This window comes from Pseudotabrizicola alkalilacus (assembly GCF_003443995.1).
GTDB lineage: Bacteria > Pseudomonadota > Alphaproteobacteria > Rhodobacterales > Rhodobacteraceae > Pseudotabrizicola > Pseudotabrizicola alkalilacus.
The window spans coordinates 80,713-103,629 of record NZ_QWEY01000009.1 but is presented as its reverse complement, the minus strand read 5'-3'; the positions used below and the strand labels follow the sequence as shown (position 1 = coordinate 103,629).

Here is a 22,917-nt window from a genome sequence, read left to right as displayed (position 1 = left end):
CGGCAGGCAAAGGTGGCCCTTTATCTATGTATCAAACTTGACCAAAATAAGGAACCGGGGCCGCCTTAATCCTGCCCGAACGGGTCTGGTTTTGGCAGGCCCGGTGTCAGCACCCAATTGTAAATTTGTAAAATCTGCGCCGCCTTGCGTTCCCAGGTAAACAGCTCCTGCACCCGCGCCCGTGCCGCATGGCCCTTGGCGGCCACCTGTTCAGGGTGGTCCACGCACCAGGCCAGCCGGTCAGACAGCCCCGCAATCACACCATCGCGCCCGGTGATCGGCACCTTCCAGCCGGTCGCGTCAGTCACCAGCTCGGCCGGGCCCGCGTAATCCACAACGATGGGCGCAAGGCCCAGTGCCATCGCCTCCAGCACCACACCGCCGCCAAATTCGCGGATCGACGGAAAGGCCAGAAGCTGGCAGCGTGCGGCGATATCCTGCACTTCGGTATGCGGTTTCCAGCCGTGGAACCGGACCGCATCGCCAAATTCGGTCGCCTGCGCGCGCAACGCCTCCATCATGTCGCCATCGCCGATGATCTCCAGCACCAGCCTGCCCTGACGCAGCAGCGGTGCTGCCGCTGTGACCAGCATGTCGACGCCCTTCAGCGGCACCAGCCGCCCGATAAAGCACGCCCGCATCGGTCCCGGCCCGCCATGCACCGCAACGGCGTTGAACCGGGCGGGGTCGATGGCGTTTTCAGGCAGATAGATCACACGGGCGTGGTGCTGCGCCGGGATGTCGCGCAAGGTCTGGCGCGAGCCGGCAAGGATCGCATCGGCCCGAAGGGTGGCCCGCCGCCCCGGCAAAGCACGGTAGAGGCCACGCACCTTTGACAGCCATTCGCGCTCACGCTTCATCTCGGCCTCGAAGCCCTTGGGCCAAGGCACGCCGCCGTTGATCGGCCCCAGCACGAAAGGCACCCCGGCCGCCCGGCATTTCGCCGCAATCGGGCTTTGCTGCACCGGCGACAGCGGGGTGACGCGGTGCACCAGATCATAGCGCCCGGCGCGGATGTCCGCGCCAAAGTGCTTCCAGACCAGATGCTCGAAATAGGGGTAGCTGATCGTCGCCACCGCCTGCTGTATGGTCCAGCCACCGCGCCCGCCTGACAGAAAGCTGCCCAACTTCCACAAGGGCCGCGCCAGCGCCTCGGAATCGATGGCGGTGAAATCGACGCCCTCGACCAGCCCCGCGCGCAGGAAAGCATCACGGTTGCGCACCTGGGTCACGACATGCACATCGGCCACCCCTGCGAGCGCCCGCACCAGCGACCAGCCGACCAGCGGCACCGAGACCCATTCCGGGTTTGCCGCCTCTGCCAGCAGCAGCACACGCGGGCGGAACACGTTGCTCATATCACGGTCCTTCCCGGTCTCAGCGCAACGACGCTTTCTTCGCGCTTTGCTGTCTTCCATGCCCCCCGCAACGCCTCGGCATGGCCCAGAACCGCCCCCGCCATCAGCCAGGTGAACGGGATCAGCGTATCATTCGGCAGCAGATCGAACAGGTTCACCGCCAGGATCAGGGTCACCGCACAGGCAAACGGCGACAACGCGGCAGAGGGTTGGCGCACTGCCTCACGCGCCATCAGCACCACAGGCAGGGCAAGCAAACCGAAGGCGGCAATATACCCCGCCCAGCCGAAAGTACCCAGCGTGATGATCCAGCCGCCATCGGCAATCACATTGATCTCGCCCGTCATCGGGTCATGCAGCAACCCGCGCCCGTACAGCCCCCAGCCAAACCAAGGCCTCTCTGCCGCGCGATTCAGCAGCAGCTCTTCATTCAGGATACGGAACTGCAACGAGGCCCCACGCTCGGGGTTCAGCCCCATGGCAAAGCGCATGATCTCGTCCACAGGCACCAGATGCAGGCCGCGCAGCAGCGGATAGCTGATCACCACCGCCACAATCGCCCCGGCCACCAGCAGCTGAACCCGGCGCGGCAGCACCATCACCACCGGCACCAGCCCCATCGCATAAACCACCGGCCCGGCACTGCGGCAAAACAGCAGCACCACCAGCAGATAAAGCGCAATGATCAGATACCGTGGCCGCGCCGCCGCAGGCCCGATCCGGAACAGCGTCACCGACGCGATGAAACACATCATCGCAAAGAACGCGACCCACAGCCCGTGCGGCATGAACACAAAGGGCCGGAACCCGCCAAAGCGGATCGCCTGACTGAAATCATGCTGGAAAAACCCGTAAACCATCAAGTTCAGCTGCGGCGACAGCCGCGCCTCGATCAGCATCGGCAGCGAATAGATCAGACCCGCCGCCATCAGCGCCACCAGCATCGCCCGCATCGCCTGTTGCCCGGACAGAAACCGGCGTGCCAGAAAGAACGGGATCAGCGCAATGAACTGATTGCCGACGACTGCAAGACTGTCATAGATCCGCAGCGCCGGCAGGGTCGCGCCCGGAAACCAGATCGCATCACGGTTGGTCAGCACCGTGGCAAAGGGGCTCAGGATATACAGCACGATCAACCCGCGCCCGAGCCATGACTCCGGCCACAGCCCGAACCGCTCGCGCAGCAAGAACAGCACCGCCGCCAGCGCCGCCAGACCAGCCGCCGCATCCTTGTCGATATCGGGCACCAGTGGCAGATCCAGCGCCACCACCGGGGGCAGCAGCATATAGGCCCCAAGAACCGTCCAGATCAGCGCACGTGCCGGCGCCATCTTCGTGAAAAACATCCACGAAACCACCGGCCATATGGCCAGCATCAGATAGGCAAGCGTGTTTGCATCAGGCATAGGCGTGCGGCTGTCACTCTCCGGGATCAGGCGATAACATGGATCGGTGGCGCTGTCTTGGCACCTCATGGCGGCAAGATGTTGCCGGGAATGCGGCAGGTGGGGGGCGATACCTGCACCAACCTCTGCAAACGGATCGGAGCCGCGGGGGTAAATGCTGCTCCTTGCTGCCAGACGAATTTCACTGCACAATCAAACAGCAAGGTAGGCCATGAGCACTTGCCATCATCAGCCCTGCGCCTCTCCCTTCAGGGGGCGAGCCGGTCTTTCAGGGGGAACCCATGTCACAGCGCGCATTTCTGATCTGGCTGACCTTGCTTGGCACTGTTGCCGCACTGCTGCTGTGGCTGCTGCACGGCGGACCAGAGACTCCTTCGGTCGGGGGCGGGGGATATGATCTGGGGCCCTTTGTCTATGGCTGGCTGCTGACTCTGCTCAGCGGGGGCTGGATCGTCGGCGCCGGGCTCGCCGGGCTGGGGAGACGGGACCGCAAGGCATCATTGCGGGCGTTTGCCCTGGCCGTTGTGGGGCTGGCCGTACTGGTGCTGACCCTCATCCTGCACGGGTCCGATCTGAACTGATCCGCGCCATTGACAACCCTGCCCGCTGGCAGGACGCGGCATCCCGATCCTAGGGCCTAACCCGCCGACCGACCCCGACACACGGCAGACTTCTCCGCTCGTCGGCGTGTATGATCTTCGGAAAGTCCCGGCCGTGCGGGAACATTCATGGCCTGCAAGCGGTTTATCCCGCATGAGCCGCAATCTTAGGCCAAGGGAGCGCCAGTCAGATGACCGAGAGTGAAGAAGACCGCATACGGGTTCGCGCCTATGAAATCTGGCAGGCCATGGGTTGCCCCGAGGGGCGCGACGCAGACACCTGGTTGCAGGCGCAGATCGAGATTGCAGCGCAAGATGCCTATGGGCTGGAGGCCGGAGATATCCGTGCCATGCAGCAAACCGTTGTCGCCAACGCTACCGCCACCCCTGATACCGACCAGAGCCCCGATTCAAACCCGGCCCCGCCCACGCTTCGGCAGCTCAAGGCCTGTGTACCGGAGTGATCGCAGCCACAGTTTTGCCGGTCACCTTCGGGTTCAAAGCACATCGCACGGGAACACCTTGGCATATGCGGGGTTCATAGGGTGGAGAGTCCCCGGCAGGTCTATAGGGCGTATTGGCATGAAGAACGCGGTGGTTTTCCCGATTTCCCACTGTGGTCAACGCATCGGCAACCGAGCTTCTGTCGTATTTTCCGGGACGACTTTACCCTGATGCCAAAGGAGGCTGAACTTGGATCACAGCACACACACCCCGCTGAACAGCACCGAATATACCAATGCCATTCTGGCCGATGCCCCGGTCTACGGCCCGGAAGATGAAAAGATCGGCACCATCTCGCATCTGCACGGGATCGGCAGGGCCAAAGAGGTGGTCATTGATGTCGGTGGCTTTCTTGGCATCGGTGCCAAACCGGTCTTGCTCAGTTTGGATCAGCTGCGCCTGATGCGCGACGGGTCGGGCATTGTGCATGGAGTAACATCCTGGACGAAGGATCAGATCAAGGATCTGCCCGAACACCACGACTAGGGCGGGGCCAAGGTGCGCGATTGGCACAGAGCCGATGAACCCCGGCTGAGCTTCGCCGAATAACATGGGAACAAGCCTGCAGCGTTTCGCGTTGATACCGGATGCCACGACACATGCAAAGGAACAGGATCATGCTTTACCAAAGTGCCAGCCGTCCGCCGATGGATCTGCCGCCCGACACGATCCCTCAGCCCGAAGACCAACCGAACCCGGATACGTTTCCCGATCCGATGCCCGATCCTGAGCCGATCCCGGCGCAGGATCCGATCCCTCCGCAACCGGGCGAAGTCACACCGCCGGTTCATAGCTGACAATACGATAGCGGGGCAGGCACCTGCCTGCCTCCGTTTTGCAGACTTGGACCCGAACTATCACCCCACACGCAGACTGGCGGCGAGTTTCTGGCGGGCCAGCCAAACAGCCCCCAGAACCCCTGCTTTGTTGCCCAGACGGGTCACCCGGCAGTCCGGCATGGAAACGGGCAACTGCCGCAATCGTTCTGACACGCGGGCAACAAGCTCTGGCCGTTGTCCGACACTGCCGCCAAAAACCACGATATCCGGGTCGGTGATAGCCGCGACGGAAAGCACCGCCAAGGCCAGCCGTTCGGCAACACCCTCAAGCAGGCCGCAGAACCGCGGATCATCCGACGCAAACAGGTCGCGCACTGTCTGTCCCGGTGTGCCGCCCAGAGCCTCGTACGCGGCAACAAGTGACGCAGAGCCCACTGTGCTTTCAAGCGCCCCGGTGGCAAAGGTCGCAGCGTCAAACGGGTTTGCTCCAATCGGCAACACCGCCGCCTCACCCGCAGCGCCGTTTGCGCCGCGCAAAAGTTGCCCATTCACGATCTGACCCAGGCCAATTCCGGTGCCAAGGGCCAGAAAGGCCATGCAACCGGCGCGATGGCCCAACCAATACTCTCCCTGCACGGCAAGGTTCACATCGTTCTCGACCGCAACCGGCACACCCAGGACGCCCGACAAACGTGCCGCCAGATTGGTCTCATTCAGGCCAGTGATGTTGGGCATCCGGCTGACATGGCCGGTTTTCGGGTCCACCACGCCTGGAATGCCGATGCCCGCAGCCATCAACGGCCCTGCGCCCGCTTTTGCCAGCAGCTTTTCCCGGTGCCGCAGAAGCTGCGCCATCAGGGCGGCACCACCTTTCGGGTCAGTGGCCTCATAGACCTCGGCCAGACAACGGCCCTCCAGATCGGTGAGGACTGAATGCACCTTGGTCCCACCCACATCGCAGCCCAGCAGAGTGGCCGCGCCCGCGCGCAGCCGGCCGGACTGGGTCCATCCCGCCTGTGCCAACTCGGCCGCCCCAGCCCCCGCTACTGTGATGGCTTCGTCGCCGGTCAGCAGATCAAAAAGCTGGCTGCGTGCCGCCGCAGACAGGTGCGGCCGGGTCAGGGAAGCACCGGCGGCGGTCACCGCCGCCCCATAGCCTTTTCGGTGGCCGCATCGAACAGATAGAGCGCCCCCGCCGCCGCCGAAGCCTGCACCGTGCCGCCAATAGCCGGGATCATCCGGGCCGGGGCGGTTGCCGTCACCGGCCTGCCTTCGGCCAGAAAATGCACCAGAGTTTCGTGGCCGAGCGGTTCAACCGCTGTGACCTCACCCGACACCGTGAAAGCGCCGTCAGGCACCCCCACCACCAGATCATGCGGGCGCAGACCCACCAGAAGCGGCCCGCCGGGCTGCGCCACGATTCGCCCGCCTGCATCGACCGCAGGCAACAGGTTCATCGACGGGCTGCCGATGAACTGCGCGGTGAACACATCGACCGGCGCGTCGTAGATTTCGGTCGGCGTGCCCGATTGCAGGATATGCCCGTCGCGCATCACCACGATCCGGTCGGCCATGGTCATCGCCTCGATCTGGTCATGGGTGACATAGGCGATGGTTGTGCCAAGCCGCTGGTGCAGCCGCTTGATCTCGATCCGCATCTGCGCCCGCAACTGCGCATCAAGGTTGGACAGCGGCTCGTCAAACAGAAACGCCGCCGGATTGCGCACCATGGCGCGACCGATGGCGACACGCTGGCGCTGCCCCCCTGACAGGGCGGCGGGCCTGCGGTCGAGCAGCGCCTCCAGCCCAAGCATTTTGGCGGCCTCGGTCACGCGGGCATCCTTTTGGTCACGAGACAGCGGCGAGGTATACAGCCCGAAGGCGATGTTCTGACGCACACTCATATGCGGATAGATCGCGTAGTTCTGAAACACCATCGCGATGTTGCGCCGCTTTGGGTCCAACTCGTTGACCACCTGATCGCCGATCAGGATGTCCCCGCCCGACACCTCTTCCAGCCCCGCGATCATCCGCAGCGTGGTGGATTTTCCACAACCCGACGGGCCAACAAACACGACAAATTCACCATCAGCAATATCAAGATTGATGCCGTGGATCACCTCGGCCTTGCCGTAGGATTTCACCAGATTGCGCAGCGCAATGGTCGCCATCAGGCAGCCTCCACCAGGGATTGAAAGGATCGGGCAAGCGCATCGGCAGCCTGTGCCTCGGCCTGTGCATGGGCCGCAGCCTCGGCCGCAAAACCGTCAGATCGGGCGCGGTAGTCGGCCAGGGCCTCGGCCAGGGCCGCAGGGGCCGGACCGCCAAAGCGGTCACGCACCGACACGAAGTATTCGGGCGAGACCATGTGCTGAAAATCGGCCTCGGACAGCGCAGATGCCTGCCCGGTGGCCGCCGTGAATGCCGCGCAGAACGGCGCATAGCCGCCCGTCGGCAAGTCGCTGCCCGCCGCGACGACAGCGCGCGCCACATCGGCGGCAATCTCATGCGCCTGACGAAAGGACAGACCCTCGCGCCGCACCAGCGTATCGGCCAGTTCGGTGATGGTGATACAGGACCGGCGGATGTTGTGCGCGACGCGCGCCCCATCGACCTGCATCTGGGCCACAAAGGCGGCCAGCAGGCGCAGCACCCGGCCCGCGCTGTCAAACGCCTGATAGCCGGCTTCCTGACTTTCGCCTTCGCTGTCGTTCATGTCGGTAAACGGGGTGTTGTGCATGATATCCAGCATCACCCGGGCGCGGCCCACCGTCTGACTGGACAGATGGCGCATATGTTCGACCGGCACCGGATTGCGCTTTTGCGGCATGATGGACGATATCTGGACCAGCGCATTGGGCACATAGATCTGTCCCACCTCGAACGCGGTCCAGAATTGCAGATCCTGAATCAACCGGCCAAGATGCAAAAAGGTCAGCTCCAGCGCGGAATAGGTGGCGGTGATGTAATCCACCGCAGCAATGCAGCTGTAGGAATTGCGCTGTGGGGCGGCAAACCCCAGCAGTTGCGCGACCCGCGCCCGGTCCACTGCAAAGCCCGACGTGGTGATGGCCGCGGCCCCCATCGACGACAGGTTGACCACCGCTCGCGCCGCCTGCAACCGCTCGATATCCCGGATCAGGATCTCAATCGCCGCCGACAGGTAATGACCCAGCGTGGTGGGCTGGGCCGGTTGGCCATGGGTATAGGCGACGATCAGCGTGGCCTTTTCCCGCTCGGCCGTGGTGATCAGCGCATCCAGCAGCGAACGGGCCTGCGCAAGCGCCGTATCCAGCCGCGCCTTCAGCGCCAGCTTGAACAGCGTGTGGTCAATGTCATTGCGCGACCGCGCCGTGTGCAGACGCCCCGCATCATCGGGCCCAAGCCGGGCTTTCAGCTCACGCTCGATCAGGAAAAAGAAATCCTCAACCTCGCCGGTATAGGTCAGCGTGGCCGGGTCGAGTTCCGCGTCAATCGCAACCAGCGCCCGCGCGATGCGCCCCGCCACATCGCGCGGCAGGATGCCGGTTTCGGCCAGCATCACCAGATGCGCCCGGTCGATGCGGCGAAAGCCATCGACATGGTGGGTTTTTGCCCCGTCAAACAGCGGGCGCAGCACCGTTTCCTTGTACACCGGATCAGGAAAGCGCGAGGTGTCGGACAGCTTCGGATCAGTCATCATCATCCTTTCAAACCCGCCAGCATGACACCGCGCACGATGTAGCGTTGCAGCAGCAGGAACACCAAGAGCGTGGGCAGCGTCGCCAGAGAGGCCCCGGTCATGATCATTTCCCATTGGATCGCCTGTTCCACCGCAAAACTCGAAAGGCCGATAGGCAGGGTGTAAAGCTCCTGACTGGTCGTCACGATCAGCGGCCAGAAAAACGCGGTCCAGTTGCCCAGAAAGGTAAAGATCGCCAGCGCCGACAGCGCCGGTGTGACCAGCGGCATCGCGATGCGCCACCAGATGGTGAACTCGTTCAGCCCGTCGATCCGCGCCGCTTCCAGAAAGTCATCGGGCACCGTCTCAAAGAACTGCTTCATCAGAAACGTGCCAAAGGCCGTCATCATGCCCGGAAACATGATGCCCCAATAGCTGTTCAGCCAGCCGAACTCTGCCGACATCAGATACCACGGGATCACCAGCATCTCGGTCGGGATCATCAGCGTGGACAGGATCGCCAGAAACACGAAATACCGCCCGCGAAACCGGAACTTGGCCAGGGTATAGCCGACAAGGCTGTCGAAAAACACGTTCGACAACGTCACCGTCAGCGCGATGATGGTGGAGTTGAAGAACCAGCGCAGAAAGCGCCCGTCGGACAGCACCTTGATATAATTGTCCAGTGTCGGCGCAGCAGGGATCATCCGCAGGTCATAGACCTGCCCTGCGGTTTTCAGCGAGGTGGAGAACATGAAGATCAACGGCGTCACCATGATCACCCCGCCCAGAAACAGCAGCGTCCAGATCACGATACGGCCGGGGCGGATGCGCGGCATGGCCAGAGCGGGGGCAGTCGGGGCTGTGGTCATGTCCGTTCCCTCAACACCCAAAGCTGCAGCAGCGACACGACCAGCAGGATGGTGAACAACACCACGGTCTGCGCCGCCGCATAGCCCATCTGATAGGATGAAAACGCGGTCTGATAGATCATCAAGACCAGTGGCTTGGTCGACCCGAGCGGCCCGCCGGGGTCATTCGTCGTCATGTTGTAGACCTGATCGAAGATCCGCAAAAACCCGATCGAGGAGAACACCACCAGAAACACCGTTGTCGGTTTCAGCAGCGGCAGTGTGATGCGGCGCAGAATGGCCCAGTCGCCCAGCCCGTCGATGCGCGCTGCCTCGTAATAGGTGTTGGGAATGGCGCGCAGCCCCGCCATGAAGATGATGATCTGAAACCCCAACCCCGCCCAGATCGCCGTGACCATGATTGACGGCAGAGCCCAGGTGGTCGAGTTCAGAAACGCCATCTGCGGGATGCCAAAGCCTGACAGGAAATCATTGATCACCCCGATGGGCGCGGGCTGATAAAACCAGCGCCACACCCAGGCCATTGCGGCGGCGGTGGTGATGAACGGCAGGAAATACAGCGCCCGCAGGAAAGTATGGCCAAAGCGCACCCGATCCAGCGCATAGGCGATGATGAACGACAGGATCAGGCTGATCGGCGTGCCCATGATCAGATAGGCAAAAGTGTTGCGGAACACACGGCCAAACTGCGGATCAGCAAACAGGCGTGTGTAGTTTTCAACCCCGATAAAGGACGGGTCCGACATCAGATCCCAGTCGGTCAATGACAACCAGAACGCCTGTCCCGTCGGATAAAACCGGATGACGCCGTAGAACAGCACCGGCACGGCCAGAAAGCCCCAGACCCACAGCAATTGCCGTCTGCGCATTGTCCAGAATGTGCGGGGTCGGTCGGGGTGCCGGTCCGGCACCCCCGGTTCCATCATTGTCATCCCCGCTGACCGTTACTTTTTGGCGCGGTCAAGGATGGCCTGTTCCGCCTCGGCTGCGGCCGCGACAGAGTCTTCCACCGGCTGCCCCTCGATCAGAATGCGGTTGGCCATGTCGATGGTGGTCTGGCGTTGTGCGGCTTCATCCACGAACAAAGTGGTATGGGCGTATTCAAGCCCCTTGAGGAACGGCGCATAGACCGGGTTGGCCAGATTGGCTTCGGTCAGCGCGGCAGAGCGACGGGCCGGCAGCTCGCCAACGACATCCAACCAGATCTGCATCGCCTCTTCCGAGCTGATGTAGGCCAGAAACTTCTGTGCCGCCTCCAGCTCTTCGCCTTGCGCGCCGGCGCCGATGGCATTGGCGAAATAGCTGGCATAGTTCGAGCGCACGCCTTCGGCATTTGCAGGAAGCTCGGTCACACCCCATTCGAAGTCTTCGATGGTTCGGAACGACCCAAGGCGGAAGGTGCCGTCGATGGTAAACCCGGCCTTGCCCGCACGGAACGCGGCCTGACCTTCATCCATAAAGCCGCGCTGGCCGATCTTTTCGACCAGCTGCAGATCGGTGTAGAACTTCAACGCCGCCGCACCAGCCGCGTCATTATAGGTGACCGTCGCGCCATCCTCGCTATAAGGGGCACCACCGAACTGGCGCACCAGCACTTCGCGCCACCACTGGTGATCCTGCCCGGCCATGTCCAGCGTCATGCCTGCGGTGGCCATATTGCCCGCACCGTCCACTTCGGTCATCGCCTTGGCTTGTGTCACCAGTTCTTCCAGCGTGGTCGGCGGCGTGTTCGGGTCCAGCCCGGCGGCGGTCATCAGGTTCTTGTTGTAGAACAGCGCCAGCGAGCGCACCGCCGTTGGCAGGCCATAATAGTCATCGCCCCGCTTCATCGCACTGACAATCGGGAAGAAATCTGCCTCGATCTCGGCATGGGGAAAGGCATCGGGCGACAGCGGCTGAATCACCTTGCCACCGATGAACTGGTCGGCCCAGCCGTAGAACAGCTGCAGCACATCCGGCCCCTGCCGCGCCATGTTGGCGGCAACCACACGCGTCTGGTAGTCGGCGTAAGGGAAGGTGACCTGCTTGACGGTAATATCCGGGTTGGCCGCCTCGAACGCTGCAATCAGCTGATCCATAGCGTTCACGCGGGTTTCAAAAACGTACTGCCAGTATTCAATCTCGACCGCCTGAGCCGCGGTGACGGTGAAGGGGCTTATACCGGCCATCAGACCAGCGAACAGGATACCTTTGTGCATGTCAGAACCTCCGTTGGCCTGGCCATGTGAGGCCGGCATTTTCCCTGGCTGACGGTCACTGGCCATCTGGAAGCAAGCATCCGGCAGTTCGATCAGCGTCGTCACGAATCTGTCTCAAGTCAATAAAATAATTTACTTGTCTTAATCTATTCGGCAGTGCAGCTTTTTCCCATGGCAGAGGCAATCGCACGATGAGCACTGTGACACCCGACCGTCAAAGAGTCGCCCTAGGCAAAAATCCGGGTCGCAGCCGGGCGCATAACCGCCGGGTTGTGCTGGATCTTTTGCGCAGCCACGGTCAGCTGGGCCGCAAGCAGATAGCAGACATGACCCGTCTGACCACGCAGGCAGTGGCCAATATCATCGACGAATTGCTGACCGAAAACCTGCTGGTCGATCTGGGCCGTCTGCGGTCAGGTCGGGGCCAGCCGCCGGTACAGTTTGCCCTGAACCCCGATGGCGCGATCACCATCGGCTTTGAAATCTCGGTCAGCCATCTGGTGACAATCGTTCTGGATCTGCATGGTCAGATCCGGGAACAAAGTTCGGTCGCGCTTGGCGACACCGGTCCCGGCGCGCTGATCCCCCGCATCGTTTCCGACGTGGCCGCCATCCGCCTTCGGTTTCCGGCAGCGCTGCTGGGGGTGGGGGTGGTGATGCCCGGCCCGTTCGAGATCGAGGGCCTGTCAGGTGTGGGCCCAACCACACTGCCCGGCTGGGCAGGTATCGACGCGACCAGCCTTCTGGCGGCGCAGATCGGTGTGCCGGTGGTGATCGAAAACGACGCCAACGCCGCCGCTGTCGGTGAATCCTTGTTCGGAGCCGGGCAAGGGCTTTCAGATTTCTGCATGATCTATTTCAGCGGTGGTATCGGCCTTGGCATGATCCACGATTCCCAACCGCTGCGCGGCGCTTTTGGCAATGCGGGTGAGATCGGCCATATCGTCATCGCCCCCGGTGGCCGCCCCTGTGCCTGTGGTCAGGCGGGCTGTCTGGAACGCTACGCCTCACTGGATGCCCTGCGCGAGCGTCTGGGTGCGGACGCCACCGGCGATCTGACGGCGCTGATGGCTGCGGGCCATCCGGCATTGCTGGACTGGCTGGAGGAAGCGGCGGCGCACCTGTCGCCCGTGGTGACGATGCTGGAAAACATCCTCGACCCCGAAACCATCATTCTGGGCGGTGAGTTGCCCGATCCGGTGATAGATGCCCTGATCACACGCCTGACCTATGGCACATCGGTTGCAAACCGGCGCAACCGGCCGTTGCCACGTGTGATCCGGGGGCGAACCGGGCACTGGATCGCTGCACTTGGGGCAGCCGCCTTGCCGTTCTTCGACAGCATCATCCCGAAACTTGACACCAGCCCTGGCCCGTCTGCCGCCCAGCGCCCCGGATCAACGGCCACGGCAGGGCCCCCGACACAAAGGATCGCCGCCCATGACTGACCGTGACCGTATTGCACGCCAGATGGCTGATCCCGCGCTTGTGCGCCTGCACCGCGCGCTGTCTCGGCTGACCTCGGTGGTCACCGTGATGAACACCGGCGCGCATCCCGACGACGAACAAAGCGGGCTGCTGGCATGGCTGCGCCTTGGGCTTGGGATGCGGGTGGTGGTGGCCTGCTCCACCCGTGGCGAAGGCGGGCAGAATGCACTCGGTCCCGAACGGCGCGGCGCGCTTGGCGTGCTGCGCTCGGCGGAAATGGAGGCAGCAGTGCGGGTGCTGGATGCCGACATCCATTGGCTGGGCCACGGCCCGGACGATCCGGTGCATGATTTCGGCTTCTCCAAGGACGGCGACGCCACCTTTGGCCATTGGGGCGAGGCGCGGATTGTCGAGCGGCTGGTCCGCGCCTACCGGGCGGAACGGCCCGATGTGGTGATCCCGACCTTTCTGGATGTGCCAGGTCAACACGGCCATCACCGCGCCATGAGCCGGGCCGCCGAAACCGCTCTGCGGCTGGCGGCAGACCCATCGGCGCATCCCGAGCACGCAGACGACGGGCTGCTGCCATGGACCGTTGCCAAATATTACCTTCCGGCGTGGTCGGGTGCGGGCGGCACCTATGATGACGAACTGCCGCCGCCACCCTCTACGCTGACAGTACAGGCCTATGGCGCCGACCCCGCAACCGGGGCGGCCTGGGATCATATTGGCGAACAGTCGCGCTTTTCCCACGCCTCACAAGGCATGGGCCATTGGCGCGCCGTCCCGCAAGAGACATGGACCCTGCATCTGGTGTCTGGCGAGGCGGAGGCACAGATCACCGACGGTATGCCGGCCACTCTGTCCGATCTGGCCGCCCTGCCCGATGCCCCCGCCCCGCTGCGCCCGGCAGCACAGGCCATTGCCGAGGCGATTGCGGCCTTTCCCGATGCCAACGCGGTCGTGGCTGCGCTGGTGCGGGCCGATGCGGCACTCGAACAGGCTGGAAACACCGGCGGCAGCTTTGCGCAGGCGCATGGCCACCGGATCAGCCGAAAACGGGCCGAGGTACAGACGGCCTGTCTGCTCGCGGCCCGCCTGATGCCAACAGCCGCCTTTGCCACCCCTGCCCGCCTGTCTCCCGGGGCCACCGGCAGGCTGTCATGGCAATGGGCACTGCCCCCTGCGTATCCGGTTACAGTTACCCCCACCTTGCCCCATGGCGTTACGGCAACTGGCATCACGCCGAACCAATGTGACCTGACCATCGCGCCCGACGCCCCCTTTACCCGGCAATTCCATCCGGGCTGGTCTGCATTGGGGGGCAACGGCTCTGCCAGCCTGCAGATCACCGCCATCGTCGATGGGCGCACGATGACCGCGCGGCACGACCTTGAATCCCCGCTGGAGATCGGGCCAGAGCGGGTGCTGGCGCTTGATCCGGCGGCATTCGTAATACCGCTGGCCGATCCACCAAACGTCATCGCGGTGCGTGGTGCCGAGGGTGCCGACTGGGATCTGCCCGATGGATTTGCCGTACAGGACGGCATCGTCACCCTGCCCCAGCCGCTCGCACCGGGCCTGCATGTCCTGACCCCTTTCATCGGCAACCGCCCGGCGCTGCGGCGGTACGAGGCGCGCTATCCCCACAGTGGGCCCTTCAGCTACCTGTCCCCGGAAACTCTCCGCATTCTGGCGCTTGATCTGGTGCTTCCCGACGCCCGCATCGGCTATATCGGCGGCGGCGGCGACAGTGTCGGCCTTTGGCTGAACCGGATGGGGGCAGATGTGACCGACCTGACACGGCTGGACCCAGCCGAAGACCTGAGCCGGTTTACCACCGTCGTCATCGGGATCGTCGCCTTTGGCACCCGGCCCGATCTGGTCGCTGCCATCCCGGCCCTGCACCGCTTTGTCACCGGGGGCGGCCATCTGGTCACCCTGTACCAGCGCCCGGATCAGGGCTGGCAACCCGAGACGACGCCGCCGTGCCGTCTTGTGGTGGGCACCCCGTCGCTGCGCTGGCGGGTGACAGACCCAAATGCCCCGGTCACGATGCTGCTGCCCGACCATCCGCTGCTGGCGGGGCCAAACCGGATCACCGCCGCCGATTGGGAGGACTGGAACAAGGAACGCGGCATCTACTTCGCCAGCGAGTGGGACACTGTGTATCAGCCGCTGCTGGCGATGCATGATGCGGGCGAAGCCCCTTTGCAGGGCGCGCTGATCTCGGGTCGTATCGGGGCCGGGCGGCACAGCCATTGCGCGCTAGTGCTGCACCATCAGCTCGACCATCTGGTGCCGGGCGCGTTCCGCCTGCTCGCAAATCTGGTCCAGCACGCAGGCTGATCGCAGATGCGCGGCACGTCCGACACCAGCGACTATGCAGGCGCCCCATGGCTGATTGCGGATATGGTGCTGATCACCGCCATGACCGTGATCGTCAAACTGCAGGGGGCCACCTATCCTGCGGCGCAGCTTGTGTTTCTGCGCGCGCTGATCGGTTGCGCCCTGATCGCGCCGCTGGTCTGGCATCACCGCCGCGATTTCACCACCATGCGCCAACCCTGGCGCAACGCAGGTCGGGTGGCCTGCAATGCCGTGGCGCTGACCTGCAACTTTGTGGCACTGGCCAACCTGCCGCTTGCGCTGGTAACCGCGATCTCTTTCACCCGGCAACCTGTGACCATGCTGCTTGCGGTGACCCTGCTGCGTGAAAAGGTGACCCCTTGGGTCTGGGCAGGCACCGCACTGGCCTTTTGCGGGGTGCTGGTGATGATCGGGCCGGTTGCTTTGCTGCCCGGCCTTGGTCTTCTGGCGGCGTTCGGAGCTGTGCTGTTCGGGTCGATGGCCGCCATCCAGACCCGCGCGCTGCGCGAGGAAAGCGCGGTGGTCATGATGCTGTTCTATGTCGCAGGCCTGCTTGTACTGACGGCGGGGCCTGCATGGCATATGTGGGTGCCGGTCCAAGGTGCGGATCTGCCGGGGCTTCTGGCAATCGGTTTGCTCGCTCAAATCGGTCAGTTCTGCTTTCTGCGCGCCTATCGGTTCAGCCCTGCCTCAGTCCTGGCCCCGCTGTCCTATGGTGCGCTGGTTCTGGCAACGGCAGCGGGCTGGCTGTTCTTTGACGACCCTCCAACGCTTGCGACGCTGGCAGGCATCGCAATCATCGTCACAGCCCTTCGCATCGTACATCGGTCCCGCTCGGGCACCGGTTCCGGCCCCGGCGACTAGCGCTTGATCCAACCGGCTTGAGGAAGCGCCTTTCGCACCGCATTGGCAGTTACCACCCCTGACCAGCAAACCCCGCCGCGCAACAGCCCGCTTCCCAAAGCCCCCATTTTCCTGTATGGCCCCGCCATCTGTGACGTGAGGCCCGCCCCCGGCCGCATGCAAAGGATTGGGGGGCGGCGGCAATGGGGCCGCCATGCAAAGGGAAGACACGGCAGGGGCCGTGGGTGCTTCCATATAGGGAACGATAGATGTTCAACGTGACTCGTAAATCCATCCAGTGGGGCAAAGAAACCCTCACACTGGAATCCGGCAAGGTTGCCCGTCAGGCCGACGGCTCGGTGATCGCAACCATGGGCGACACCTCTGTCATGGCCAACGTGACCTTTGCCAAACAGGCAAAGCCGGGACAAGACTTTTTCCCGCTGACCGTACACTACCAGGAACGCTACTACGCCGCCGGCAAAATTCCGGGCGGCTTTTTCAAACGCGAAGCCCGTCCTTCGGAAAAGGAAACGCTGACCTCGCGTCTGATCGACCGTCCGATCCGCCCGCTGTTCGTCGATGGTTTCAAGAACGAAGTTCTGGTGATCGTGACCGTGCTGAGCCACGATCTGGTCAATGAGCCCGATATCCTCGCCATGATCGCCGCCTCCGCCGCGCTGACCGTGTCCGGCGTGCCGTTCATGGGCCCGATCGGTGCCGCGCGCGTCGGCTTCTCGGGTGGCGAATATGTGCTGAACCCTGATGTCGAAGACATGCAGAACCTGCGCAACAACCCGGATCAACGCCTCGATCTGGTCATCGCCGGCACCAAAGACGCCGTCATGATGGTGGAATCCGAAGCCTACGAGCTGTCGGAAGCCGAAATGCTGGGTGCTGTGAAATTCGGCCACGAGGCGATGCAGCCGGTGATCGACCTGATCATCGACTTCGCCGAAGAAGCCGCCAAAGAACCGTTCGACTTCCAGCCCGCCGACTATTCGGAGCTGTATGCCAAGGTCAAAACCGCAGGCGAAGCGCAGATGCGCACCGCTTTCGGCATCAAGGACAAGCAAGAGCGCACCAATGCAATCTCTGCTGCTGTCTCGGCGATCAAAGGCGCTCTGGCCGAAGCAGACCTTGCCAATGAGAACCTCGGTTCGGCAATCAAGAAGCTGGAAAGCTCGATCCTGCGCGGCGACATCATCAACGGTGGCGCGCGGATTGACGGACGTGACACCAAAACTGTGCGCCCGATCGTGTCGGAAACCGGCATCCTGCCGCGGACCCATGGCTCGGCGCTGTTCACCCGTGGCGAAACCCAAGGGCTGGTCGTGACCACGCTCGGCACCGGCGAAGATGAGCAGATCATCGACGCCCTGCACGGCAACTCGCGGTCGAACTTCCTGCTGCACTATAACTTCCCGCCCTACTCGGTCGGCGAAGTGGGCCGGTTCGGCCCGCCCGGTCGTCGCGAAATCGGTCATGGCAAACTGGCATGGCGCGCGCTTCAGGCGGTTCTGCCTGCAGCAACCGACTTCCCATACACCATCCGTGTCGTGTCCGAGATCACCGAGTCCAACGGCTCGTCCTCGATGGCATCGGTCTGCGGCGGTTCGCTGTCGATGATGGATGCAGGCGTTCCGCTGAAAGCCCCGGTCGCCGGTGTGGCGATGGGTCTGATCCTGGAAGATGACGGCAAATATGCCGTTCTCACCGACATTCTTGGCGACGAGGATCACCTCGGCGACATGGATTTCAAGGTGGCGGGCACCGCCAACGGCATCACCAGCCTGCAGATGGACATCAAGGTCGCCGGCATCACGCCCGCGATCATGGAGCAGGCGCTTGCGCAGGCGAAAGATGGCCGGATGCACATTCTGGACGAAATGGCCAAGGCGCTGACGCAGGCGCAGGCGTTCAGCCAGTATGCGCCGAAGATCGAGACGATGCAGATCCCGACCGACAAGATCCGGGAAGTGATCGGTTCGGGCGGCAAGGTCATCCGCGAGATCGTTGAGCTTTCGGGCGCCAAGGTCGATATCAACGACGAAGGCATCATCAAGATCGCCTCCAGCGACGCAGCCGCCATCAAACGCGCCTATGACATGATCTATTCGATCGTGGCAGAGCCGGAAGAGGGCCGCATCTACACCGGCAAAGTTGTCAAACTGGTCGATTTCGGCGCGTTTGTGAACTTCTTCGGCAAGCGTGACGGTCTGGTTCACGTCAGCCAGATCGCCAACAAGCGTCTGACCCACCCGAATGAGATCCTGAAAGAAGGCCAGGAAGTGAAAGTCAAACTTCTGGGCTTTGACGACCGTGGCAAGGTCCGCCTTGGCATGAAGATGGTCGATCAGGAAACCGGCGAAGAAGTCGCTGAAAAGAAAGAAGAGTCGTCCGAGGCCTAATCGCCCCGGTCATGACCCGCAGAAAGCCCCGGCATGTGCCGGGGCTTTTTGATTTTCAGGCCCGATTGGGGTCAAAAGGCTACACATGCGCGTGATTATGGTCACAGTGGCTTCCCTCGAATCATATCTGCAGAGAACGTAGCGCAACACTTACCGGGAATGATGTTTATGCCGTTCGACCTGACACGCCGCCTGTTTCTGACCTCTTCGGCCGCGCTGCTGGCCAGCCCGGCGATCGCCCAGACCAAACCCAGTCTCGACACCTATCTGGTGCCACCAGAACATGAGCCGGTGATCGTGCGCCTGCGCGACACCTTCGAGCCGGGGTCGCTGCTGGTCGATCCGAATACCTTTTCGCTGTACTGGCTGCTGGAACCCCGGGTTGCGCTGCGGTTCATCGTCGGCGTCGGGCGAGGCGATCTGTATGAGGCGGGCCGCTTTACCATCGGTGCCAAGAAAGAGTGGCCGAGTTGGACACCGACCAAAAGCATGATTGAACGTAACCCGGGCGCATACGCGAAATATGCCGATGGCATGCCCGGCGGCCCCGGCAACCCGCTGGGCGCGCGGGCGCTGTATCTGTTTGACGAGCAGCGGGGCGATACATTCCTGCGCATCCATGGCACGCCCGAGCCGTGGACGATTGGCTCGGCTGTTTCGAATGGCTGCGTGCGTCTGGTCAATGCCCATATCCAACAGCTCTATGACATGGTGCCGATCGGCGCCAATGTCGTGCTCTATTCCAAACGCGCCGCGGCCTGACGCAAAGGGCCGGCCCGTTGCGGGGCCGGCCTTTCGCACTGTTCAGGCGCTGCGGGTGCCGAGCCAATGGTTCAGCCGCCACATGCCCCAGGCAAGCGGGATCGCCGCGAAACCACCAATCACATAGGCCAGCGGCTCATCCGCAAAGCTTTCGAACATCTGCGTATAGGCGTGGATCGCCGCAAAAGTAACACCTGCGTTGAACAGGGCGCGGCGGTGAGTCTGCGCCGCCCAGCCGATGATCGCAACCAGCGCAATGGCCCAGAGGACTGAGTAGGCATTGGCCGAAATCACCAGCGCACTGGCCTCATAAGCCTGACGTGCCGCATCGTATTGCTCATAAGTCATGTCGCTGGTCCAGTCATAGCCCGGCCCCCAGAACGTCTCCCCCACCACATCGCCCCAGAGCGACCCGACCAGAGCGCAGAGGTTGGCCACGATAAATCCCATGGTGGCAAGGATGCGGGTATGCCGTCCGGTCCGTTCCTCCACCCGGCTGCCCAGCCAGATCATTGCCACCATAAGCACCGCCATCTGCAGAATGCTAAGCGTGGGTTCGGGTGACATGAAGACATAAGCCGCGTGAAAATAACTCGTCCCGGTGGAAAGCATCTGAGCAAAGGGCACGATGCCGAGTGCGGTTACAAGGCGGACATCGGTGGTCCATCCCGCCAGCGCCAGCACCCCCGCCGTGTAACCATAGGCCACCGCCACCATCGAACCGTTGGCCTGCGATTGCTCCATCAGCACACCCAGACCGGCCAGATGCAGCGCGATGCCCATCAGCAGGATCGCGCCCTGCACAAAGCGCGTCGTCAACCCGCCCATCAACAGCGCCCGCGCTGCGATCAGCGCGACAACAGCGCCGCCCGGAAGCATGATCCAGGGTGCCGTGTCGTAATACTTGTCCACCAGCTCGATCCCGGCCCCGCCGATCAGCATTCCTGCCCCGATCAACGCGGCGGCATTGCCGAACATGCGGTACAGAGCGCCCGCGCGAGCCAGAATCAGCAGGCCCGCCGTCAGCAGCACTGAGCCAAAGATGGCAACGGCGGGCGCACTGGACAGCCAGAAGATGGTGCCCAGCGTCGCGGCAATGATTCCGGCGCAGAGCAAGGTGTTGATGCCCATTGCCACCATCGCCTCTCGTGCGCGGGAGTCGATGATCCGCGCCTGTTCTGCAGTAATGATTCCGTCCAGCGCGAGCTGTCTGGTGTCGGCCAATGTGTGCATCTGAAACTCCATGAACGCTGTTCACAGTGAGTACCGCATGCTTGAACATCGTTCAACTAATTTGACTTGAGACGCCGCGTCACCTCCTATAGATACGTTATGTTATTACATATAGGAGTAGCCATGCGTGATCGCCTTCCCGTAACCGTTCTCTCGGGCTTTCTGGGCGCCGGAAAGACCACGTTGCTGAACCATGTGCTGAACAACCGTCAGGGCCGCCGCGTTGCCGTCATTGTCAACGACATGAGCGAAGTGAACATCGACGCCGACCTGATCCGTGAGGGCGCCGACCTGTCCCGCACGCAGGAAAAGCTGGTGGAAATGACCAATGGCTGCATCTGCTGCACCCTGCGCGATGACCTGTTGATCGAGGTCCGTCGGCTGGCGGATGAGGGTCGGTTTGACTATCTGCTGATCGAATCCACCGGCATTGCCGAACCCATGCCCGTTGCCGCCACCTTTGATTTCAGGGATGAGGCGGGCAACAGCCTGTCCGATGTCGCGGACCTCGATACGATGGTGACAGTGGTTGATGCCATCAACCTGCTGCACGACTTTTCCAGCCATGACTTTCTGGCCGACCGGGGCGAGGTGATGGGCGAAGGCGACGAACGCACGCTGGTCAACCTGCTGACCGACCAGATCGAATTTGCCAATGTCATCATCCTGAACAAATGCAGCGATGCCGGTCCGGAACGGGTGGACGCCGCGCGCAAGATCATCCGCGCGCTGAATCCCGACGCGCGGCTGATCGAGGCGGATCACAGCCGGGTGGATGCCGATGCGATCTTTGGCACCGGGCTTTTCGATTTCGAGCGCGCGCAGGAACACCCGCTCTGGGCCAAGGAACTCTACGGCTTTGAGCATCACACGCCGGAAACCGAAGAATACGGAATCAGCTCCTTTGTCTACCGCGCCCGCCGCCCGTTTGACCCGGCCAAGGTGCATGCGGTGCTCAATGGCGATCTGCCCGGCGTGATCCGCGCCAAGGGGCACTTCTGGCTGGCCTCCCGGCCGAACTGGGTGGCCGAGTTTTCATTGGCCGGGGCGGTGTCTTCGGTCACACCTCTGGGTGGCTGGTGGGCCTCGGTCCCGCGGGAGCGGTGGCCGACCCATCCGGACGCACTGGCCGAGGTGGCGCGGCATTGGCAGGAGCCATGGGGCGACCGGCGGCAAGAGATCGTGTTCATCGGGGCAGGTCTGGATCAGGCGGCGCTGACAGCGGCACTGGATGCGGCTCTGGTCGATGCGGCAGGTTACAACCCGCAGCTTTGGGCGGATCTGCCCGATCCGTTCCCGACCTGGCGGCGGCAACAGGCGGCATGATGCGCAATCTGACCTCTCCCCGCGCCCGCTGGCGCTCTGGCAATGCGATGGCCGCCCATGACGGGTTGCCCGCGCCGGTGCGGGAATGGGCGGCGCAGGCCGCTTTGCCATGGAGCGCAACGTCGCTGCGCAGGTTATGGACCCGCGCCCTGCGCGAAAGCGGCTGCCCGCAGGCCGCCCTTGCTCGACTGTCTGCCGCCGAACGCGCGACGCTCCGGCGCGAAGCGGCGCAGGTCTGGGGCATTGACTATCCGCAGCAGACAAGTCCTTGAATTGCAAAAGGCCCCGGAGGTGATCCGGGGCCTTTTGTCATGATAGCTCTGCGATCAGACCGGCTGTTTGGCAAAGCGCAGATAGGGCAGCTTGATGTCCAGTTCGCCGAACTTTTCCTTGGCCTGCTCGTCGTTCAGCGACAGGGCCACAATTACATCCTGCCCCGGCACCCAGTTGGCGGGGGTGGCAATCGGCACGCCATCGGTGGCCTGAACCGCATCGAGCGCGCGCAGGATCTCGGCAAAGTTCCGCCCCACCGACATCGGATAGGTCATGGTCAGCCGCACCTTTTTATCCGGCCCGATGATATAGACCGTGCGCACGGTCGCGGTATTGGCCGGGGTGCGGCCCTCTTGCGGCAGATAGAACTCGGCCGGCAGCATGTCATAGGCCTTGGCCACGGTCAGACTGGTATCGTCGATGATCGGGAAATCGGCGGGCGCACCGGCAACGGCGGCAATGTCGCGCACCCATTTGCCATGATCTGCAACCGAATCGACCGAAACACCGATCACCTTGGTCTTGCGCTTGGCAAATTCACCGGCAAGCTGGGCCACTGCGCCGAATTCGGTGGTGCAAACCGGCGTGAAATCGCGCGGGTGGCTGAAAATGATGGCATAGCTGCCACCGAGCCAGTCATGAAAATTGATGGTGCCGGCGGTCGAGTCGGCGGTGAAATCAGGGGCAATGTCATTGATACGGATCGACATGGACGACTCCTTCGTTTGTCCGGGTAAAGTTAGTCGTTTCGGAACGACATTTCATCCCCCTGCGAAGATGTTGCGCAAAATGGGAACAACAGACTGCGGCTGCCCCGTCTGACGATAAAATTGTTCTGTCCGCGCAGTGGCGTACAAAACACGGCACTGACCATGCCGTCGGCAGGAATGATCT

General features: G+C 62.8%; 21 protein-coding genes. 11 read left to right on the top strand and 10 right to left on the bottom strand.

All coding sequences use genetic code 11. The features are described 5' to 3' along the window. Window positions 1-65: 65 nt before the first annotated feature. Window positions 66-1,358, bottom strand: a complete 1,293-nt coding sequence (locus D1012_RS15745; RefSeq protein ID WP_199489528.1) for a glycosyltransferase family 4 protein — start codon at window positions 1,356-1,358, stop codon at window positions 66-68. Next, window positions 1,355-2,764, bottom strand: a complete 1,410-nt coding sequence (locus D1012_RS15740) for a hypothetical protein (RefSeq protein WP_118154361.1) — start codon at window positions 2,762-2,764, stop codon at window positions 1,355-1,357. The genes D1012_RS15745 and D1012_RS15740 overlap by 4 nt, the downstream gene beginning before the upstream one ends. Window positions 2,765-3,045: 281 nt before the next feature. Between D1012_RS15740 and D1012_RS15735 the strand changes: the two genes are divergently transcribed. The 4 genes from D1012_RS15735 to D1012_RS22505 all read left to right on the top strand — a co-directional run bounded on the left by D1012_RS15735 (window position 3,046) and on the right by D1012_RS22505 (window position 4,664). Beyond that, complete coding sequence (locus D1012_RS15735) at window positions 3,046-3,345, top strand: hypothetical protein (RefSeq protein WP_118154358.1); 300 nt, start codon at window positions 3,046-3,048, stop codon at window positions 3,343-3,345. Between the two features lie 209 nt (window positions 3,346-3,554). Beyond that, window positions 3,555-3,827 carry a DUF2934 domain-containing protein gene (locus tag D1012_RS15730; RefSeq protein ID WP_118154355.1) on the top strand — a complete coding sequence of 91 codons (273 nt, stop codon included), beginning with the start codon at window positions 3,555-3,557 and terminating at the stop codon, window positions 3,825-3,827. Between the two features lie 229 nt (window positions 3,828-4,056). Beyond that, a complete protein-coding gene (locus D1012_RS15725; protein WP_118154352.1) occupies window positions 4,057-4,353 on the top strand; it encodes a PRC-barrel domain-containing protein in 297 nt (98 codons plus the stop codon). Window positions 4,354-4,484: 131 nt separating this feature from the next. Beyond that, the gene (locus tag D1012_RS22505; protein WP_147335718.1) at window positions 4,485-4,664 is read left to right on the top strand and encodes a hypothetical protein; all 180 of its coding nucleotides are present in this window, start codon (window positions 4,485-4,487) and stop codon (window positions 4,662-4,664) included. A gap of 60 nt (window positions 4,665-4,724) precedes the next feature. Here the strand turns inward: D1012_RS22505 and D1012_RS15720 are convergent, their stop codons facing one another. The 6 genes from D1012_RS15720 to D1012_RS15695 are packed head-to-tail and all read right to left on the bottom strand — an operon-like array spanning window position 4,725 to window position 11,377. Then, window positions 4,725-5,789, bottom strand: a complete 1,065-nt coding sequence (locus D1012_RS15720) for an ROK family protein (RefSeq protein ID WP_118154349.1) — start codon at window positions 5,787-5,789, stop codon at window positions 4,725-4,727. Next, complete coding sequence (locus D1012_RS15715; RefSeq protein ID WP_118154346.1) at window positions 5,786-6,817, bottom strand: ABC transporter ATP-binding protein; 1,032 nt, start codon at window positions 6,815-6,817, stop codon at window positions 5,786-5,788. Before D1012_RS15715 ends, D1012_RS15720 begins: the two co-directional genes overlap by 4 nt. Further along, window positions 6,817-8,325, bottom strand: coding sequence for an argininosuccinate lyase (gene argH, locus D1012_RS15710; RefSeq protein ID WP_233517149.1), 1,509 nt, complete (start codon window positions 8,323-8,325; stop codon window positions 6,817-6,819). Before argH ends, D1012_RS15715 begins: the two co-directional genes overlap by 1 nt. Window positions 8,326-8,327: 2 nt before the next feature. Then, window positions 8,328-9,179 (bottom strand): carbohydrate ABC transporter permease, encoded by an 852-nt coding sequence (locus D1012_RS15705; RefSeq protein ID WP_199489527.1) that lies wholly within the window; start codon window positions 9,177-9,179, stop codon window positions 8,328-8,330. Then, on the bottom strand, window positions 9,176-10,111 hold the full coding sequence (locus tag D1012_RS15700; RefSeq protein ID WP_118154340.1) for a carbohydrate ABC transporter permease: 936 nt from the start codon (window positions 10,109-10,111) through the stop codon (window positions 9,176-9,178). The genes D1012_RS15705 and D1012_RS15700 overlap by 4 nt, the downstream gene beginning before the upstream one ends. Window positions 10,112-10,123: 12 nt before the next feature. Then, window positions 10,124-11,377, bottom strand: a complete 1,254-nt coding sequence (locus D1012_RS15695) for an extracellular solute-binding protein (protein WP_118154630.1) — start codon at window positions 11,375-11,377, stop codon at window positions 10,124-10,126. 191 nt (window positions 11,378-11,568) lie between these two features. Here D1012_RS15695 and D1012_RS15690 point away from each other — a divergent pair, with 191 nt between their 5' ends. From D1012_RS15690 to D1012_RS15670, 5 genes are all read left to right on the top strand, one after another. After that, complete coding sequence (locus D1012_RS15690; RefSeq protein ID WP_118154337.1) at window positions 11,569-12,825, top strand: ROK family transcriptional regulator; 1,257 nt, start codon at window positions 11,569-11,571, stop codon at window positions 12,823-12,825. Further along, window positions 12,818-15,154, top strand: a complete 2,337-nt coding sequence (locus tag D1012_RS15685) for a PIG-L family deacetylase (protein WP_118154333.1) — start codon at window positions 12,818-12,820, stop codon at window positions 15,152-15,154. Before D1012_RS15690 ends, D1012_RS15685 begins: the two co-directional genes overlap by 8 nt. Before the next feature lie 6 nt (window positions 15,155-15,160). Beyond that, the gene (locus D1012_RS15680) at window positions 15,161-16,039 is read left to right on the top strand and encodes a DMT family transporter (protein WP_118154330.1); all 879 of its coding nucleotides are present in this window, start codon (window positions 15,161-15,163) and stop codon (window positions 16,037-16,039) included. Between the two features lie 248 nt (window positions 16,040-16,287). Beyond that, window positions 16,288-18,429 (top strand): polyribonucleotide nucleotidyltransferase, encoded by a 2,142-nt coding sequence (pnp, locus tag D1012_RS15675; protein ID WP_118154327.1) that lies wholly within the window; start codon window positions 16,288-16,290, stop codon window positions 18,427-18,429. Window positions 18,430-18,597: 168 nt separating this feature from the next. Next, a complete protein-coding gene (locus tag D1012_RS15670; RefSeq protein WP_118154627.1) occupies window positions 18,598-19,191 on the top strand; it encodes a L,D-transpeptidase in 594 nt (197 codons plus the stop codon). A 42-nt stretch (window positions 19,192-19,233) separates the two neighbouring features. On the opposite strand, the gene D1012_RS15665 is transcribed toward D1012_RS15670, so the two are convergent. Next, the gene (locus D1012_RS15665; RefSeq protein ID WP_118154624.1) at window positions 19,234-20,424 is read right to left on the bottom strand and encodes a hypothetical protein; all 1,191 of its coding nucleotides are present in this window, start codon (window positions 20,422-20,424) and stop codon (window positions 19,234-19,236) included. Window positions 20,425-20,547: 123 nt separating this feature from the next. On the opposite strand from D1012_RS15665, the gene D1012_RS15660 reads away from it, so the two are divergent. Together D1012_RS15660 and D1012_RS15655 are read left to right on the top strand one after the other, a co-directional pair. After that, entirely contained in the window at window positions 20,548-21,750 is a 1,203-nt protein-coding gene (locus D1012_RS15660) for a GTP-binding protein (RefSeq protein WP_118154324.1), read from the top strand. Further along, window positions 21,750-22,022, top strand: a complete 273-nt coding sequence (locus D1012_RS15655) for a DUF6525 family protein (protein WP_354002046.1) — start codon at window positions 21,750-21,752, stop codon at window positions 22,020-22,022. The genes D1012_RS15660 and D1012_RS15655 overlap by 1 nt, the downstream gene beginning before the upstream one ends. 54 nt (window positions 22,023-22,076) lie before the next feature. Here D1012_RS15655 and D1012_RS15650 read toward each other — a convergent pair whose 3' ends face one another. Beyond that, complete coding sequence (locus tag D1012_RS15650; protein ID WP_118154318.1) at window positions 22,077-22,733, bottom strand: peroxiredoxin; 657 nt, start codon at window positions 22,731-22,733, stop codon at window positions 22,077-22,079. Between the last annotated feature and the right edge of the window lie 184 nt (window positions 22,734-22,917).

What these genes read in the sequence shown, in the direction of transcription:
- D1012_RS15745 (WP_199489528.1), bottom strand. Translation starts at nt 1,358, where the DNA reads ATGAGCAACGTGTTCCGCCCGCGTGTGCTGCTGCTGGCAGAGGCGGCA.
- D1012_RS15740 (WP_118154361.1), bottom strand. Translation starts at nt 2,764, where the DNA reads ATGCCTGATGCAAACACGCTTGCCTATCTGATGCTGGCCATATGGCCG.
- D1012_RS15735 (WP_118154358.1), top strand. Translation starts at nt 3,046, where the DNA reads ATGTCACAGCGCGCATTTCTGATCTGGCTGACCTTGCTTGGCACTGTT.
- D1012_RS15730 (WP_118154355.1), top strand. Translation starts at nt 3,555, where the DNA reads ATGACCGAGAGTGAAGAAGACCGCATACGGGTTCGCGCCTATGAAATC.
- D1012_RS22505 (WP_147335718.1), top strand. Translation starts at nt 4,485, where the DNA reads ATGCTTTACCAAAGTGCCAGCCGTCCGCCGATGGATCTGCCGCCCGAC.
- D1012_RS15715 (WP_118154346.1), bottom strand. Translation starts at nt 6,817, where the DNA reads ATGGCGACCATTGCGCTGCGCAATCTGGTGAAATCCTACGGCAAGGCC.
- argH (WP_233517149.1), bottom strand. Translation starts at nt 8,325, where the DNA reads ATGACTGATCCGAAGCTGTCCGACACCTCGCGCTTTCCTGATCCGGTG.
- D1012_RS15705 (WP_199489527.1), bottom strand. Translation starts at nt 9,179, where the DNA reads ATGACCACAGCCCCGACTGCCCCCGCTCTGGCCATGCCGCGCATCCGC.
- D1012_RS15700 (WP_118154340.1), bottom strand. Translation starts at nt 10,111, where the DNA reads ATGACAATGATGGAACCGGGGGTGCCGGACCGGCACCCCGACCGACCC.
- D1012_RS15695 (WP_118154630.1), bottom strand. Translation starts at nt 11,377, where the DNA reads ATGCACAAAGGTATCCTGTTCGCTGGTCTGATGGCCGGTATAAGCCCC.
- D1012_RS15690 (WP_118154337.1), top strand. Translation starts at nt 11,569, where the DNA reads ATGAGCACTGTGACACCCGACCGTCAAAGAGTCGCCCTAGGCAAAAAT.
- D1012_RS15685 (WP_118154333.1), top strand. Translation starts at nt 12,818, where the DNA reads ATGACTGACCGTGACCGTATTGCACGCCAGATGGCTGATCCCGCGCTT.
- D1012_RS15680 (WP_118154330.1), top strand. Translation starts at nt 15,161, where the DNA reads ATGCGCGGCACGTCCGACACCAGCGACTATGCAGGCGCCCCATGGCTG.
- pnp (WP_118154327.1), top strand. Translation starts at nt 16,288, where the DNA reads ATGTTCAACGTGACTCGTAAATCCATCCAGTGGGGCAAAGAAACCCTC.
- D1012_RS15670 (WP_118154627.1), top strand. Translation starts at nt 18,598, where the DNA reads ATGCCGTTCGACCTGACACGCCGCCTGTTTCTGACCTCTTCGGCCGCG.
- D1012_RS15665 (WP_118154624.1), bottom strand. Translation starts at nt 20,424, where the DNA reads ATGCACACATTGGCCGACACCAGACAGCTCGCGCTGGACGGAATCATT.
- D1012_RS15660 (WP_118154324.1), top strand. Translation starts at nt 20,548, where the DNA reads ATGCGTGATCGCCTTCCCGTAACCGTTCTCTCGGGCTTTCTGGGCGCC.
- D1012_RS15655 (WP_354002046.1), top strand. Translation starts at nt 21,750, where the DNA reads ATGCGCAATCTGACCTCTCCCCGCGCCCGCTGGCGCTCTGGCAATGCG.
- D1012_RS15650 (WP_118154318.1), bottom strand. Translation starts at nt 22,733, where the DNA reads ATGTCGATCCGTATCAATGACATTGCCCCTGATTTCACCGCCGACTCG.